A 14213-nucleotide genomic window follows, 5' to 3' on the forward strand; every position below is an offset into this window, starting at 1 on the left:
ATTGCGCATTGTTTTTAAAACTGTTCAGGCCTGCATTTCGCTGATGCCGACCTGTTTCAACGCCGCCGCCAAGCGGTCGACCTGCTGTTGCTCGGTGTCTTTGAGCTGTTGCAATTGCTGGTTCAGGGTCAACGCGCCAAACACACCGCGCAGTCCCTCGGAAGCATCCCCGCCCTTGATCGAATGACTGCCAAAAGTGTTCAGCGAATCCCGTTCACTGGCGGTGTCCTGATTGAACAGACTCGACAAAGTGCTGGTGCTGAACACCCCGCCATCGCCGCCGCCAAAACCGAGGAAACCGTGGCCCGTGCCATCACCACCGCTCTCGCTGCTGCTGAATACCTGTGCAATGAAGCTTGGCGTCAACGCGCCGTGATTCATGAAAATGTCGCCCAGCGGCCGGATGCCGTTGCCGATCACCCGGTCTTCGAACAACGGCGCAAACGTCAGCGGCGAGCCGAGAGTGCCGCTCGGTGGGCTGAAGATAATCGGCTGCAATGGCACGTTGGGTTGATCAGGCACGGTCACCGGTTGCGTGATGCGGAATTCCGGATCCGCCGGCACAATCACCAGCGGCGAGGTTGTTGCTACCGTGTTGACGGCGTAGCTGTTAGAGCTGCTGAGACCCACGCCGGCATTGCCGGACGCATCGCTGACACCCGAGGTGTTCACGCTGATGGCGTTATTGGCCGTATTGACGTTGGCGCTCGGCGTCAGCACCGCTGTCCAGGTGATGCCGCCGTCGCTGCTCGACAGGTTGGACAATGTGCCGTTGGCCACACTGATGTCAGACAGGTCGAACCCGCTGACGGCTTCATTGAAGGTGAACGTCACCAGCGACGTCTGGCCGGCGCCCAGGTTCGGGTTGGCGATGACAATGGTGGCGGTCGGCCGCTCGCCGTCGATGGCGTAATTGTTCGACACCGCGACGCTGTTGCCAGTGTTGCCTGCCTGATCGGAGACGTTGTTGGTGTCGAGGGCGATGAAGTTGCTCGGGTCGGACATGTTCGCGGTCGGCGTGAAGGTCGCGGTCCAGGTTTTGCCGCCGTCGCTGCTGGTGAGGTTGCTCAGTTCGCCGTTGGTTACGCTCAAATCAGACAGATCGAAATCGCTCACCACCTCGCTGAAGGTGATCGTCACCAGTGTCGTCTGGCCAATGCCCAAATGCGGGTTGGCGACCACGATGGTGGCGGTCGGGCGGGTGGCGTCGAGGGCGTAGTTGTTGGAGATGGCAATCGAGGCACCGGCGTTGCCGGCGGCATCGGCCACGTTGCCGGTGTCGAGCAGGATCAGGTTGGTGGCATCGTTGATGTTTTCCGTCGGCGTCAGGGTCGCGGTCCAGGTCATGCCGCCGTCACTGCTGACCAGGTTGGACAGCACGCCATTGGCCACGCTGAGGTCCGACAGGTCGAAACCGGACACCGCTTCGCTGAAGGTGATGGTCACCGTGGTGGTCTTGCCGATGCCGAGGCGGTTGTCTGCCACCACAATGGTCGCAGCAGGACGCGCCGTGTCGATTGCGTAATTGTTGGAATCGGTCACGCCCACGCCGGCGTTGCCAGAAGCGTTGATCACGCCGCTGTTGTCCAGACTGATCAGGTTAGTGGTGTCCGTCACATTGGCAGAAGGCGTGAAGGTCGCAGTCCAGGTGACGCCGCCGTCGCTGCTGCTGACGTTGCTCAACGCGCCGTTGGCGATGGTCAGGTCAGCGTTACTGAAACCGCTCACAGCTTCACTGAAGGTGATGGTTACCCCCGACGTTTCACCGACCTTGAGGGCGTTGTCGGCGATCACGATGGTCGCGGTCGGCACTTGGGTTTCAACGACGTAATTGGCCGAATTGGTAACCCCTGTCCCGGTGTTGCCAGCCAGATCGCTGACACCGGTATTGTTCAGGGTGATCACGTTAGTGGCGTCCGTCACACCGATAGTCGGGGTAAAGGTTGCGGTCCAGGTGATACCGCCGTCGCTGCTGCTCAACGCACTCAAGGTACCGTTGGCGATGGTCAGGTCACTGTTGTCGAAGCCGCTGACAGCCTCGCTGAAGGTGATGGTCACCAACGCGGTTTCGCCCGGCTTCAGGGTCGCATCGCTTAACACGATGGTCGCGGTCGGGCGTTGGCTGTCGATGACGTAGTTGTTGGAGTCGGTGGTGCCGCTGCCTGTGTTCCCGGCCAGATCCTGAACGCCGGAGTTGTCCAGGTTAATGATGTTGCTGGTGGCGGTAATGCCGGCCACAGGGGTCAAAGTGGCGGTCCAGGTGATGCCGCCATCGCTGCTGCTGACATTGCTCAGGGTGCCGTTGTCGATTGTCAAATCCGCGTTGGTAAATCCGCTCACTGCCTCGCTGAAGGTGATGGTCACAAGACTGGTCTGACCCACGCCCAGAGCTGAGTCAGCCACGACGATGGTCGCGGTTGGACGCTGGGTGTCGATGGCGTAGTTGTTGGAATCGGTGGTGCCGCTGCCAGCGTTGCCCGAGCCGTTTTGCACGCCGCTATTGATCAGCGTGATCAGGTTGGTGGCGTCGGTGATGCTGGTGGTCGGCGTGAAGGTCGCTGTCCAGGTGATGCCGCCATCGGAGCTGCTCACTCCGGTGAGCGTACCGTTGGCGATGGTCAGGTCGGCGTTGGTGAAACCGGTCACGGCTTCGCTGAAGGTGATCGTCACGAGGGACGTTTCACCGATTTTCAGCGCATTGTCGGCGACCACAATGGTGGCCGTCGGCAGCACGGTGTCGATCGTGTAGTTGCCGGAATTGGTGGTGCCGCTGCCCGCGTTTCCGGACAGATCGGCGACACCAGCATTGGCCAGGGTGATGACGTTGGTCGAATCATTCACGCCAACCGTCGGCGTGAAGGTGGCGGTCCAGGTGATGCCGCCGTCGCTGCTGCTCACCGCCGTCAGCGTGCCGTTGGCAATGGTCAAATCCGCGTTGGTGAAACCGCTGACCGCCTCGGAGAACGTGATGGTCACCAGCGAGGTTTCCCCCGCTGTCAGGGTGCTGTCTGCCATTACAATCGTGGCGGTAGGACGCATGGTATCGATGACGTAGTTGTTGGAGTCGGTGGTGCCGCTCCCGGCATTGCCCGCAAGGTCGGCGATCCCGGTGTTGTCCAGGGTGATCAGGTTGGTCGTGTCGTTGATGCTCGCACTCGGGGTGAAGGTGGCTGTCCAGGTAATGCCGCCGTCGCTGCTGCTCACTGCGGTGAGGGTGCCGTTGGCGATAGTCAGGTCGGCGTTGGTGAAACCGCTCACCGCCTCGCTGAAGGTGATGGTCACCAGCGAGGTCTCGCCGATGATCAGTGCATTGTCGGCCACCACGATGGTCGCCGTCGGGCGCACAGTATCAATGGCGTAGTTGTTCGAGTTGGTAGAACCGGCCCCGGCATTGCCGGACAGATCCTGCACGCCCGTGTTGTCCAGAGTGATCAGGTTGGTCGTGTCAGTGATGCTGGCGGTTGGCGTGAAGGTGGCCGTCCAGGTGATGCCGCCGTCGCTGGTACTCACTGCGGTGAGCGTGCCGTTGGCGATGGTCAGGTCGGCGTTGGTGAAACCGGTGACAGCCTCGCTGAAGGTAAAGGTCACCAAGGAGGTTTCGCCGATTTTCAGCGCATTGTCGGCCACCACGATGGTCGCCGTCGGGCGCACGGTATCGATGACGTAGTTGTTCGAGTTGGTAGAACCGGCCCCCGCATTGCCGGACAGATCCTGCACGCCCGTGTTGTCCAGAGTGATCAGGTTGGTGGTGTCACTGATGCTCGTGCTTGGGCTCAGCGTTGCAGTCCAGGTGATACCACCGTCGGCGCTGCTGAGCCCGGTGACCGAACCGTTGGCCACCGTCAGGTCCGCCGTGGTGAAGCCGGTCACCGCTTCGCTGAAGGTAATGGTCACCAGCGAGGTTTCGCCGATGCTCAGTGCGGTGTCAGCCACGACGATGGTCGCGGTCGGGCGCACGGTGTCGATGGCGTAGTTGTTGGAATCGGTGGTGCCCGAGCCAGCGTTGCCGGCCAGGTCCACGATCCCGGTGTTATCCAGCGTGATCAGGTTGGTCGTGTCAGTGATGCTGGCGGTTGGCGTGAAGGTAGCCGTCCAGGTGATGCCGCCGTCGCTGGTACTCACTGCGGTGAGCGTGCCGTTGGTGATGGTCAGGTCGGCATTGGTGAAACCGGTCACGGCCTCGCTGAAAGTGAAGGTCACCAACGAGGTTTCGCCAATTTTCAGCGCGTTGTCCGCCACCACGATGGTCGCCGTCGGGCGTTGGGTGTCGATGGCGTAGTTGTTCGAACTGGTCACGCCGACCCCGGCGTTGCCGGACAGGTCCTGTACGCCGGTCTTGTCCAGAGTGATGATGTTGGTGCTGTCAGTCAGGCCGGCGGTCGGGGTGAAGGTCGCCGTCCAGGTGATGCCGCCGTCGCTGCTGGTCACGGCCGTCAACGTGCCGTTGACGACGGTCAAGTCGGCGTTGGTGAAACCGGTCACGGCCTCGCTGAAGGTGATCGTCACCAGCGAGGATTCACCGATGTTCAGCGCGGTATCCGCCACCACGATAGTCGACGTCGGCGCCACGGTGTCGTGGATCACGTAATTGTTGGAGGTGCCGGAACCGGTGCCGACGTTACCCGCCAAATCCTGCACCCCCGAGGTGTTTAGGGTGATTGCGTTGGTCGGTGCATTGATATTGCCCGCGGCGGTCAGGGTCGCAGTCCAGGTGACGCCGCCGTCGCCGCTGCTGAGCCCGCTGACCGAGCCGTTGGCCACGGTCAGGTCGGCCGTGGTGAAGCCGGTCACGGCTTCACTGAAGGTGATGGTCACCTGCGACGTGCCGCCGGAGTTCAGGTTTGTGGTGCCGACCACGATGCTCGACACGGTGGGCGGGGTCACGTCCGGTGCGTAGTTGGTATTGACCGTACCGCCATCATTGAAAATGTTGTTCACTGCGGCCGGGGAGGTGCCCGTTGCGCCACCGCCCATGGCGGGTCCGCCCGAACCGCTGCCGCCGACATTGCCGGCCATTGCGCCGAAGTTGGCCGCCGTCATCAGCAGGGTGCCTTTGTTCCAGATCGCGCCAACGCCCTTGCCGCCCGCACCACCAGGGTCGGCAGAGCCGCCGAGACCACCGCCACCACCACCGCCACCGCCAGCCGCGACGTTGTTGGAGATAACGGACGTACCCACAACCGTCAGGGTGCCACTCGAGGCGTTGTAGATACCGCCAGACGCCGAAGCGCCGGCCCGGCCGGGCTTGTCCCAACCGGAGCCACCGCCACCACCACCGATGGAAACCGTGCCGTTGTTCGCTGTGCCACCGTTGCCGCCGTTACTGTAGTTGGCAGCGCCAGCACCTCCCGCACCGCCAGCGGTCCCGCCACCTCGACCGCCCATGTAGTTAGGGTTGTATCCCCCGCCATTGCCGCCATGACCGGCCGAGCCACTTGTACCGCCATAAACGCCAGTGCCGAACCCCGAAGTGCCGCCATGACCACCGAGTTGACCACCCAGCGCGCCGCCACCACCGCCGCCGCCGCCCACCGCGCCGCCGACATAAGGTGAGGTCACACCGCCACCGCCACCGCCGCCCGAGGCCGCGTTATCGGTCACGGTAACGTTTTTAAGGGTCAGGTTACCGGAGTTGAAAATACCGCCGCCCATCGCTCCTGCGCCGTCCGTCCCTGCCGCCGCGCCCGCACCGGCCACCATGCCTTGCTTGATGATCAGGCCGTCAAAGGTCGCAGTGACGCCGGAAGTCACCTGCACCACGCGGGTTTTGTACTGGCCGTTAAGGGTGACATCGGCAATGCCGTCGTTATTCAGGTCACCATCAAGGGTTACGTTCTTGGTGATGGTCAGCTGCGAGTTCAGCCCGACAATCATGCTGCTGTTGAAGGTAACTGTGTCACCGGCCACGGCATCGGACAGGGCCTGGCGCAAAGAGCCCACGCCCGAGTCGCCGTTATTGAGCACGGTCAGTGTCGCCAGGCTGTACTGGTAGCCGGCCATGGAGGCGGATGACAGCACGTTGCGGCTTTCGATACTGCCGGTGGCGATTTCCAGATCCCAGTCACCGCCCACACCGGTACGGTTGGTGGACGCGGCTATATCGCGGCCGGTGAGTTGCGCCAGGGAATCGACAAAGCTGACGCCGCGTTCCCCGGCACCAGTATTACAGGCATAGATCAGGATATCGCCACCGACGTTCATGTCCTTGCCGATCTGGGCCAGCACTTCGCTGCGGGCGGCGACATTGTCAGCCGACAGGTAGCTGTTGCCGAGCCACAGGTCGCCGGCGTTGCCGTGGGCGATGATCTGCACCGAACTGACACCCTGATGGGTGTCCAGGTAAGCGGCAATCTGCTGCAAGCCGTCCTTGGTGGCGTCCAGCGTCACCACTTGGGTGCCTGGTGCCACACCTGTGAGCAGGCTGTCGGTATCCTTGATTCGCGAGTCGACGAACACCACGCTTTGGCCGGGTACGGCAGTGGGGGTTGCCGCCGGTGCGGGAGTCGCAGCCGAAGCGTTGTCCGCCTGGCCATGGGTGTCTTTGCTGGCAGCCGGGTGATCGACCGTCGGCGCCTTGGCAGCATCAGCCGTGGGGTGGCTGTCGGGCTGGGCGGCGTCGGCCACCGTGGCCGCGACCGCGCCGTCGAACAGCATGCGCGGCTCCAGGGACATGATCATCGGCGATGCCAGTGCTGGCGCGCCCTGGACCTTTTGCGATTTGCCGTTGTTCCACCACATGCTGCTCACCCGAACTCGAACTTTTATGACGGCCAGGAAAAAACCGCGATCAATTAATTGATCGCGGCTTCGGATTTCATACGAATGACATTGGCGGCGCTGGAGGACCCATCGTGCCAAAAGGACAGTTCTGCATATTTGTCGAACAGGTCCGGCGGCAGGATCGTGCGCCGTGATTCCAGCGCCACTTGGCGTTTGACTCGATGCAGCCCCGAAACGCCCAGTGCCTGGTCAAACTCCGGCGCGTCATAGATGAGGTTGTTGAAGTCATGCTCGAACCACGGCTCGCCGATAAATTCGTAGACCAGCCGCAAAACTCGCTCCGGCGCCTGGCTGAGCAGGTCGTAATCGACGATCAGCAACGAGTCGGCGTTTTCACCGTAATAAGCTTCTTTGAGCGCAGTCCAGGCAAAACCCACCAGGCGATTGCGCTGGGCCAGGGTTTCACAACGGCTGTAGACGGTGTTGCGCTCGACTTCGTCGTTGAACAGCTTGGTGTTCTCGAACGGGTTGGCGCGATAAAGACGCTCAAGGCTGTCCATCACCCAGGCGACGTTGCGCACGCAGGCAATGGTTTTGGCCTTGGGAAACAGATCCTGCAACGCCGGCAAACGCGAGCACCACTGTCGATTGGTATCGAAGATGACCGGCTTGTCGGCCTGATAGGCATAGTAGGAGTCGAACAATCCGCGCAACAGACGCCGACGCAACGGCGTGTCGATCACCGCACCGAACTCGCTACCGGCGCTGCATTGTTCGAGGACACTGGTAAAGAGCGTGCCAACGGGGCTGGTCATGCCTGCGTGAAAACGCGGGTTCTGCAACAGGATTGCCGACAGCAGGGTCGAACCCGACCGCGGCAAGCCTGAAATGAAATGGAACTGTTGCATCCGTTCACCTGCACATAAGTCCTTTACGTATGAGCAGCGTAGACGAAGAATGGCCTTACAAGTAGTGGTGTTTTGATATCAAATCGAAGCTAAATCCTTTAAAAATGTAATTTTTGTTTCTGACTCAATGCATCACGAACAAGCGCGCATTGGCGCCTCCCGCCTGGGTTTTGCTAACGCCCTGCCACCCTGCTGGCAATGGTGCAAATTCGTCCGGCCCCTCGGCGGTTCCGATCAACCATACGCGGCTGGTGCCTTTGGGCAGGCTGCCAAGGCTGTCGAGATAAACGTCCTGGGTGACCAGCGTGCCGAAACCGTAGGCATTCGGCCGGCTCGAAGTGCCATTGGGCAATGGGGGCGTATATAGCAACGGCTTGGTGTCGGTGCGGTTGTAATAGACATAGCTGAGGTACCAGAGCATGTCGCTGGTGACGATCCGGTCCCCGGCAACGAAGTGCTGGTTGACGTATTCGACCATGACACTGATCTGGTCATTGGTATCCACCGTGGCGTTGTTTTTCACTCCCACCAGTTCGACACCGACAAACAGCACCAGTGCCACCAGCGCAATCACCCGAAAACCCGAATACAGGCGATCAATGGCCAGCGCAGCGATCATCGGCAGCCCGAGGGCGTACGCAGTGACGTAACGCTCGATGAACACCGGCGAAATATAGGACACCCCAAACACCAGCAGCAGCGGTACAACGCTATAGATCGTCACCAAAGCACTGCCACGAAAAACACTGCGATCGCGGGCCAGTGCCACCCACATCAAGGCCAGCAATGCCAGGGGCATGGCGATAAATAGCGGCGTCGAAAGCTTTTCGCCATCGTCCTGGATCAGGAACGACCAGATCATCGAAGGCAAGGAGCTGATCGTGACGGGATCTTCCCACCCGACATCACCATTGGCTTTGAGCTGATCCATGTGCTGGATCAGATCGATCAGGCTCGGCACCCACGGCAGGTACAACAGCACGATGGCCCCGTTCGCCAGCCACCAGCCAGGGCGCTGAATGTGCCGCAATCGATAGCCTGGCTGTAAACGAATCACCCCCAGGTACAGCCAGTGGCAAAGAACGCACAGGGCCGTGAAGTAATGGGTGTAGAACGCGGCCGTCATCAGCAGGGCGTAGGCGACCAGATAACGCGTGCGCCGGGGGTATCTGATCCAGTAGACCAAGGCAATCGTCGCGCCGATCAACCACAGGCCCAGCAGCGAGTACATCCGCACTTCCTGGCTGTAGCGCACCGCCGTGGGCAGCAGCGCCAGCAGGACACCGGTCAGCAGCGCGGCACGCCGAGTGGCGATCAAGTCCATCAGCCATACGCCGAGCCATACCGTGGCGATTCCGGGTAATGCGCTGAGACATCGGATCGAGAAAATGCCATCGCCGAACAACTCGATCCAGCCGTGCAGGATCATGAAATACAGCGGCGGGTGTACATCGTGGGCGGCGTGCTGCCAGATCCCGCTTAACGAATACTGGCTCAATAGCAGACTGGAACCTTCGTCGCCCCAAATAGCCGCCGCCGTCAGGTCGTAGAAACGCACTGCCGTGGCCAAAATCAGGATCGGTAACAGCCAATGCTCGCGTACCCACCGCAGCAAACGCTGAACATGCGCCCAGGGGCGGGGTGCAGCATGCGGGCCCTGGGTGCCGTCAACCGGCGTTTCTCTACGTACTTCCATTGCTCCCCTCAAGATTGCCACTGACAAATACTGGATCGTGCGCTCACTGTAGGGCAGCGACAGTACCGTCGTCGATGCTGGCTTTACGACCAACGACATTCGGCAATCAGGCGGATCAACCAGGCTGTGGCGCGGCGTGACCCGGCCACAGAAATTTTTGGAGCTTGGGCTCCACAGAGTTAGTCGAAGGTTTTTGCTCGCTGGAATTGCCGGAGCCGGGATGTTTCTAGTGTCCGGCGTCGTTTGCTCTTAGAAACCGCTTTCCCTGACACCCAGTGCCGCCATGCGTCGCCAGGCAACGCCCAGCAATGACTCGCCGCGTCCTTGCAACACCACCACGCCGCGCAAGGGTTGCATCGGCGTCGGCACCTCTTCGAGGGTGCTCAACCTGGCTCCGTATTGTCCCTGTACCGGTTCGGCCCGTTGATGCGGGTCACGACGCACCGCGATCGGCCCGTGATGATCGGACGTCAGCGCCTCCTGATCGACATAAGCCGCGCCATTGGTGTCGATTTCGGTCAGTTTGACCGCGATCGCCGGGTGCATCGGATCATCGGCAATGAACCGTCCGGTGGCACCCGGGGCAACGCGCCACAGTTCGGCTTCGGCCAGATAGCCACGCAACCGAGCTCCGTCTTCAACGACGCGTGCCAAGGGGTCCTTGGTCGACAGCCAGCGACCGACCGTCAGTTGTGGCAACAGATCGCGCACGGCGCCGGCGTGAGGGGCGCGCAGCAGCAGACGTTCACGTTGGGCAGCCAATCCGCGATATTCAGCCACGGCCTCTGCCAGACGTTGCTCGACAATACCGGCATCGGCAGCGGTTTCGCTGCGACTGGCCTGACGGCGCATCTGCAATTGCTGGATCTGGATTTCGCGACGGACGATGGCCTGGCGCGAATCCAGGTCCGGCGATTCCAGTTCAATCAGCACCTCGTCCTGTGCAACCACCTGGCCGTCGTGCACATTCACCGTTTTGACCCGTGACGCAACCGGCGCATGCAGCGCACTGGCGCGTCCGGCCTCAAGCATCGTCGGCAACTCCACCGCGCTGCGCCACGGCAATCCCAGCGCCAGGAGCAGCCCAAGCAACGCCAGGCCGCTGAGCAGAACTCGTGGGGCATACGCCTGTTCCCTTCGGCTCCACCATTGCCGCCACTCGCTCAAAACGGGCAAGAAGATGAACCACACCAGCTCCACCAGCATCAGGAAAATCCCCAACACTTTGAAGAACAGGTGATAAACCGCCAGGGCGATCCCGAAAAACAACGCCGCGCGCCACAGCCACGAGCCGTAGCCCCAAATCAGCAACCGGCGCTGCATCTTCGGCGACCAAGGCTCCGGCGCCGCCGCGCCATAACCAAACAAAAACTCTCGTAGCCGCCAACGGCACAAGGCAAATGCTCGCCCTTGCAGGTTATCCACCTCCCAGAAGTCGCTGAGCAAAAAGTAGCCATCAAAACGCATGAACGGATTGAGATTGATCATCAGCGTGGTGATCCAGGTGGCACTGGCGAGCATGAACGCCGCCGTGCGTCCGGGCCCCTCGGGCAGCAGTGACCAGATGAGGAGCGCGATGCAGGCCAGCAGCAGTTCCGCCAGCACACCGCCGGCACCGATCAGCAACCGTGCGCGGCGATCATTGACCCGCCAGGCGTCGCTGACGTCGGTGTAAAACATCGGCAGCAAGACCATGAACGCCACGCCCATGCTCTGCACCCGACAGCCCGCGCGCTTGGCCATGAACGCGTGACCGAACTCATGACAGAGCTTGGCGAAGAACAGCGCCACGCCGAACGCCAGCGCGCCGCCGAGGCTGAACAAATGCGGGAAGGTGGCGATAAAACGTTGCCAGTCCCGGGACACCAGAAATACCCCGAGCCCCAGGATGACCGGGAATCCGTAGCGCAGCGCTCGCGGGCCGAAGCGCTCAAGCCAAGGCCAGGCACGATTGAGAAAAGCGTCCGGGCGCCACAGCGGAATACGGAAGAACAGGTATTGGTGTAACAGCACTTGCCACAACGTCTGGCGCTGGGCGGCGGCTTTGGGGCTGTAACTGGCGCGCTGTTGCGGATCGAGTGCACTGATCAGATCGTGGCTGCGCAAAAAGCCCAGCAACTGCTCCAGCTCCGCGCCATCAAGTGGCAAGCCGGGTTCGCGGTTGGCGGCACGCAGTACTTGTTCTGGATCGCCCAGGGACCAATGACGCAGCAAACGCATCGCCGTCGCGCCGAGTTTGAAATAGCGGCCGCGCACCGGGTCGGCCAAGGTCCAGCGCGGCGAGCCATCAAGCGCCGGAGTAGCGGGCGTCAGCTGCAAGTCGGCGCGCAGGTTCGGCAGGCTCATCTAAAGGCCCACACTCTGGCGCAATCCGGCCAGCGGTCGACGTAACAAGTACAACGCCAACGGTGCACGGTCGCCGAAGATCTTGGCGGTTCCGCGCAGGCCGATACGCGGCGGCGCCCCCGCAAAATTCGCATCCAGACGATAAGCCAGTTGCCCGGCTGCCGTGGGTTGCGCCTCATAGGCCGACCGTTCAAGTGTTGCCAAATGCCGGTGCAGCGGATCGCTGTCGAGAAACAGCGCGACTTGCGCGCCGGGCGCCAGAGCAATGGCGTCGCCCACCGCCAGTTCGATACGCAACTCGGCCTGATTCGGGTCGGCTATTTCCATCAGCCGCTCGCCGGTCTGCACCGGTTTTCCTGTCCAGCGCTCCGCGTCGGCGAACACTGCGATACCGTCGCGCTCGGCGCGCACTTCGCTGCGTTTGAGCAGTTCGCGGGCGTAGTCCCGTTCGGCGCGTTTTTGCTCGACTCGCGCGGCCAACAGATCGATCTTCGAACTTGATTCAGCATCAGCGAACGAGCGTTGGGAATTGGCCTTGAGTTCCGCTTCGGCAACGCCCAACGCTCGTTCAGCCACATCGGCCTGAGCCTTGAGCGTGGTGCTTTCGAAGCGCAGCAACAGCTCGCCGGTTTTTACCGTCTGATTGGGCTTGACCAGGAACTCGGTGATCACCCCGTCCAGCGGCGCAGCCACCACGCGACCGCCCAACGGAACCACTTCGGCGGGCGCCAGCACCGATTGGCGTACCGGGATCAGCAACGCGAGCAACACCAGGGCAAGCAACGCCACCTGGCGTTTTCGGGTCCAGCGCAGTCGCCACGGCTTGCGCGGTTGCAGCGCCAGCCAGGCATGGCTGTAGGTGTCGCCCAGTTGCGACAGCAGCACCTGTTCGGAAGGATTCCACGGCAGATCCCGCGCCAGCCACAGACCTCCGAACACCTCACCCTCGTGATCGATCAGCGGCAGCCAGAACACATGGGCCGCCGAAAGACTTTGCCAATCGGCCTGGATCGATTCACTGAGCACATTCGCCGGGATCACCCGGGCCAGTTTCAGCAGATCGGCCTTGAATAATTGAGCCACGGCCTGTTCGACGAACGCCACGAACGGCGCATTCGGCTCCACCGTGCTGACGCCCGTCACCGCTTGCACCTTGCCGGCGATCAACAGCGCCGCGTGGCGAAAGCCGAACAACGCCTGCCCGTCATTGACCAGGCTGTAGGCCAGCTGCGAAGGCGTGCGCGCCGCGCGGGTCAGACGCTCGAGATCAAGAAACCTGGCGAAGACTTGTTCGGCGCCGCCGGCAACCGGCGCGTTCATTTAAGCTCCGCGAATCGCGCCGTGCCGCTCATGCCCGCCAGCAAACCGTTGGCATTGGGAAGCGTCGCGACCAGCAGCAAAGTCTGGCTACCTTCATCGATCCGCGCACCGAGGCGCTTGACCGTGGCATCCAGTGGTTGGCCGGTTTCATCGGGAACAAAACTGAAGGTCTGGCCGGGTTTGAGCCGGGCCATCCAGCGCGACGGCACCAGCAAATGAATTTCCAGGGTACGGTTGTCGACCACGTCCAGTAAGGGGGCACCAGCGGCAACACTTTCATAGCGCTTGACCTTGCGCTCGACCACTTGCCCATCGAACGGCGCCAACACGCTGCAGCGTTTGACCTGAACCTGATAAACCTGGGACTGCGCTTGTGTTTCGCTGACCTTGGCCTCGGCACGCGCCACTTCAAAGCGCCCGACCGAATTCAACGCCGCCAGCTGTTTATTGTGCGCCAGCTCTTCACCCGCGCCACGGTTGGCTGCTTGAGCGGCATTGAGTTGGGCCTGATACGCCGAGCAATCAAAACGCGCCAGCGTATCGCCCTTCTTGAACGACTCGCCCTCACTGAACGGCAACTCGACAATGCGCCCGGACAACTCACTGGCAAGCACCGCTTGATCCCTGGCTCGCAACACGCCGCGAGCCTCACTGCTGGCCGTTGTGCTGCTGCCAGTGGCACTGTTTTCCAACAACGGATCGTCTGGAACGGGCGTTTGCGCCTGAACTGCGCATGTCACCAAGGTCAATCCAATAACCCAACCACGAACACGCTGCATAACCGTATCTCCCTGACGGATGAGCGGAGTCTATGACAGGGTGGGTGTGCGTCAAGTGGATGGTTGTTATTGGTTGGAAATGTGATGTTTCAAATTAGCCAAATGACTCAGCCCGGATACTTAGGCTTTCCTTCGGAACCTCTCAGTAATAAATCCCACATAAAATTGGGAACATACATTCAATCGATACGGAGAGCGGCGGTCGACACTTCAAACTTTTATAGAAACGTAGCACCTCAACCCTCTTCCTGTAGCAATCACTAATAACTCAAGCCAATAACGCCTTGACCATCAGCTAGGCCGGTGATCAAAACTGACTCGCCGGCGCTGGAGTGAATGCCGTCGTGTAGCACCTGGTCAATCGGTGATTGACGTGCGTGGCGAGCACGACTTAGGATTGCTCCAACTCAACCCCGTACGCAGAGATTCAGTTCTCTGGCAGTT

Annotated in this window: 6 protein-coding genes; all 6 read right to left on the minus strand. The window is 61.3% G+C overall.

Annotated features, from left to right (window positions below):
- Positions 1-24: 24 nt before the first annotated feature.
- The 6 genes from HNR03_RS28640 to HNR03_RS28665 all read right to left on the minus strand — a co-directional run bounded on the left by HNR03_RS28640 (position 25) and on the right by HNR03_RS28665 (position 13769).
- Positions 25-6738 carry an Ig-like domain-containing protein gene (locus tag HNR03_RS28640; RefSeq protein ID WP_259157468.1) on the minus strand — a complete coding sequence of 2238 codons (6714 nt, stop codon included), beginning with the start codon at positions 6736-6738 and terminating at the stop codon, positions 25-27.
- A 53-nt stretch (positions 6739-6791) separates the two neighbouring features.
- Positions 6792-7628, minus strand: a complete 837-nt coding sequence (locus HNR03_RS28645) for a sulfotransferase (protein WP_259157469.1) — start codon at positions 7626-7628, stop codon at positions 6792-6794.
- 124 nt (positions 7629-7752) lie between these two features.
- On the minus strand, positions 7753-9324 hold the full coding sequence (locus tag HNR03_RS28650; protein WP_259157470.1) for a glycosyltransferase family 39 protein: 1572 nt from the start codon (positions 9322-9324) through the stop codon (positions 7753-7755).
- A 249-nt stretch (positions 9325-9573) separates the two neighbouring features.
- Complete coding sequence (locus HNR03_RS28655) at positions 9574-11670, minus strand: HlyD family efflux transporter periplasmic adaptor subunit (RefSeq protein ID WP_259157471.1); 2097 nt, start codon at positions 11668-11670, stop codon at positions 9574-9576.
- Entirely contained in the window at positions 11671-12990 is a 1320-nt protein-coding gene (locus HNR03_RS28660) for an efflux RND transporter periplasmic adaptor subunit (RefSeq protein ID WP_259157472.1), read from the minus strand. It abuts the gene before it with no gap.
- Positions 12987-13769, minus strand: coding sequence for an efflux RND transporter periplasmic adaptor subunit (locus tag HNR03_RS28665; protein WP_259157473.1), 783 nt, complete (start codon positions 13767-13769; stop codon positions 12987-12989). Before HNR03_RS28665 ends, HNR03_RS28660 begins: the two co-directional genes overlap by 4 nt.
- Positions 13770-14213 lie beyond the last annotated feature (444 nt).

The sequence above is a fragment of the Pseudomonas sp. JAI111 genome (genome assembly GCF_024809425.1).
GTDB lineage: Bacteria > Pseudomonadota > Gammaproteobacteria > Pseudomonadales > Pseudomonadaceae > Aquipseudomonas.

What these genes read in the sequence shown, in the direction of transcription:
- HNR03_RS28640 (WP_259157468.1), bottom strand. Translation starts at nt 6,738, where the DNA reads ATGTGGTGGAACAACGGCAAATCGCAAAAGGTCCAGGGCGCGCCAGCA.
- HNR03_RS28645 (WP_259157469.1), bottom strand. Translation starts at nt 7,628, where the DNA reads ATGCAACAGTTCCATTTCATTTCAGGCTTGCCGCGGTCGGGTTCGACC.
- HNR03_RS28650 (WP_259157470.1), bottom strand. Translation starts at nt 9,324, where the DNA reads ATGGAAGTACGTAGAGAAACGCCGGTTGACGGCACCCAGGGCCCGCAT.
- HNR03_RS28655 (WP_259157471.1), bottom strand. Translation starts at nt 11,670, where the DNA reads ATGAGCCTGCCGAACCTGCGCGCCGACTTGCAGCTGACGCCCGCTACT.
- HNR03_RS28660 (WP_259157472.1), bottom strand. Translation starts at nt 12,990, where the DNA reads ATGAACGCGCCGGTTGCCGGCGGCGCCGAACAAGTCTTCGCCAGGTTT.
- HNR03_RS28665 (WP_259157473.1), bottom strand. Translation starts at nt 13,769, where the DNA reads ATGCAGCGTGTTCGTGGTTGGGTTATTGGATTGACCTTGGTGACATGC.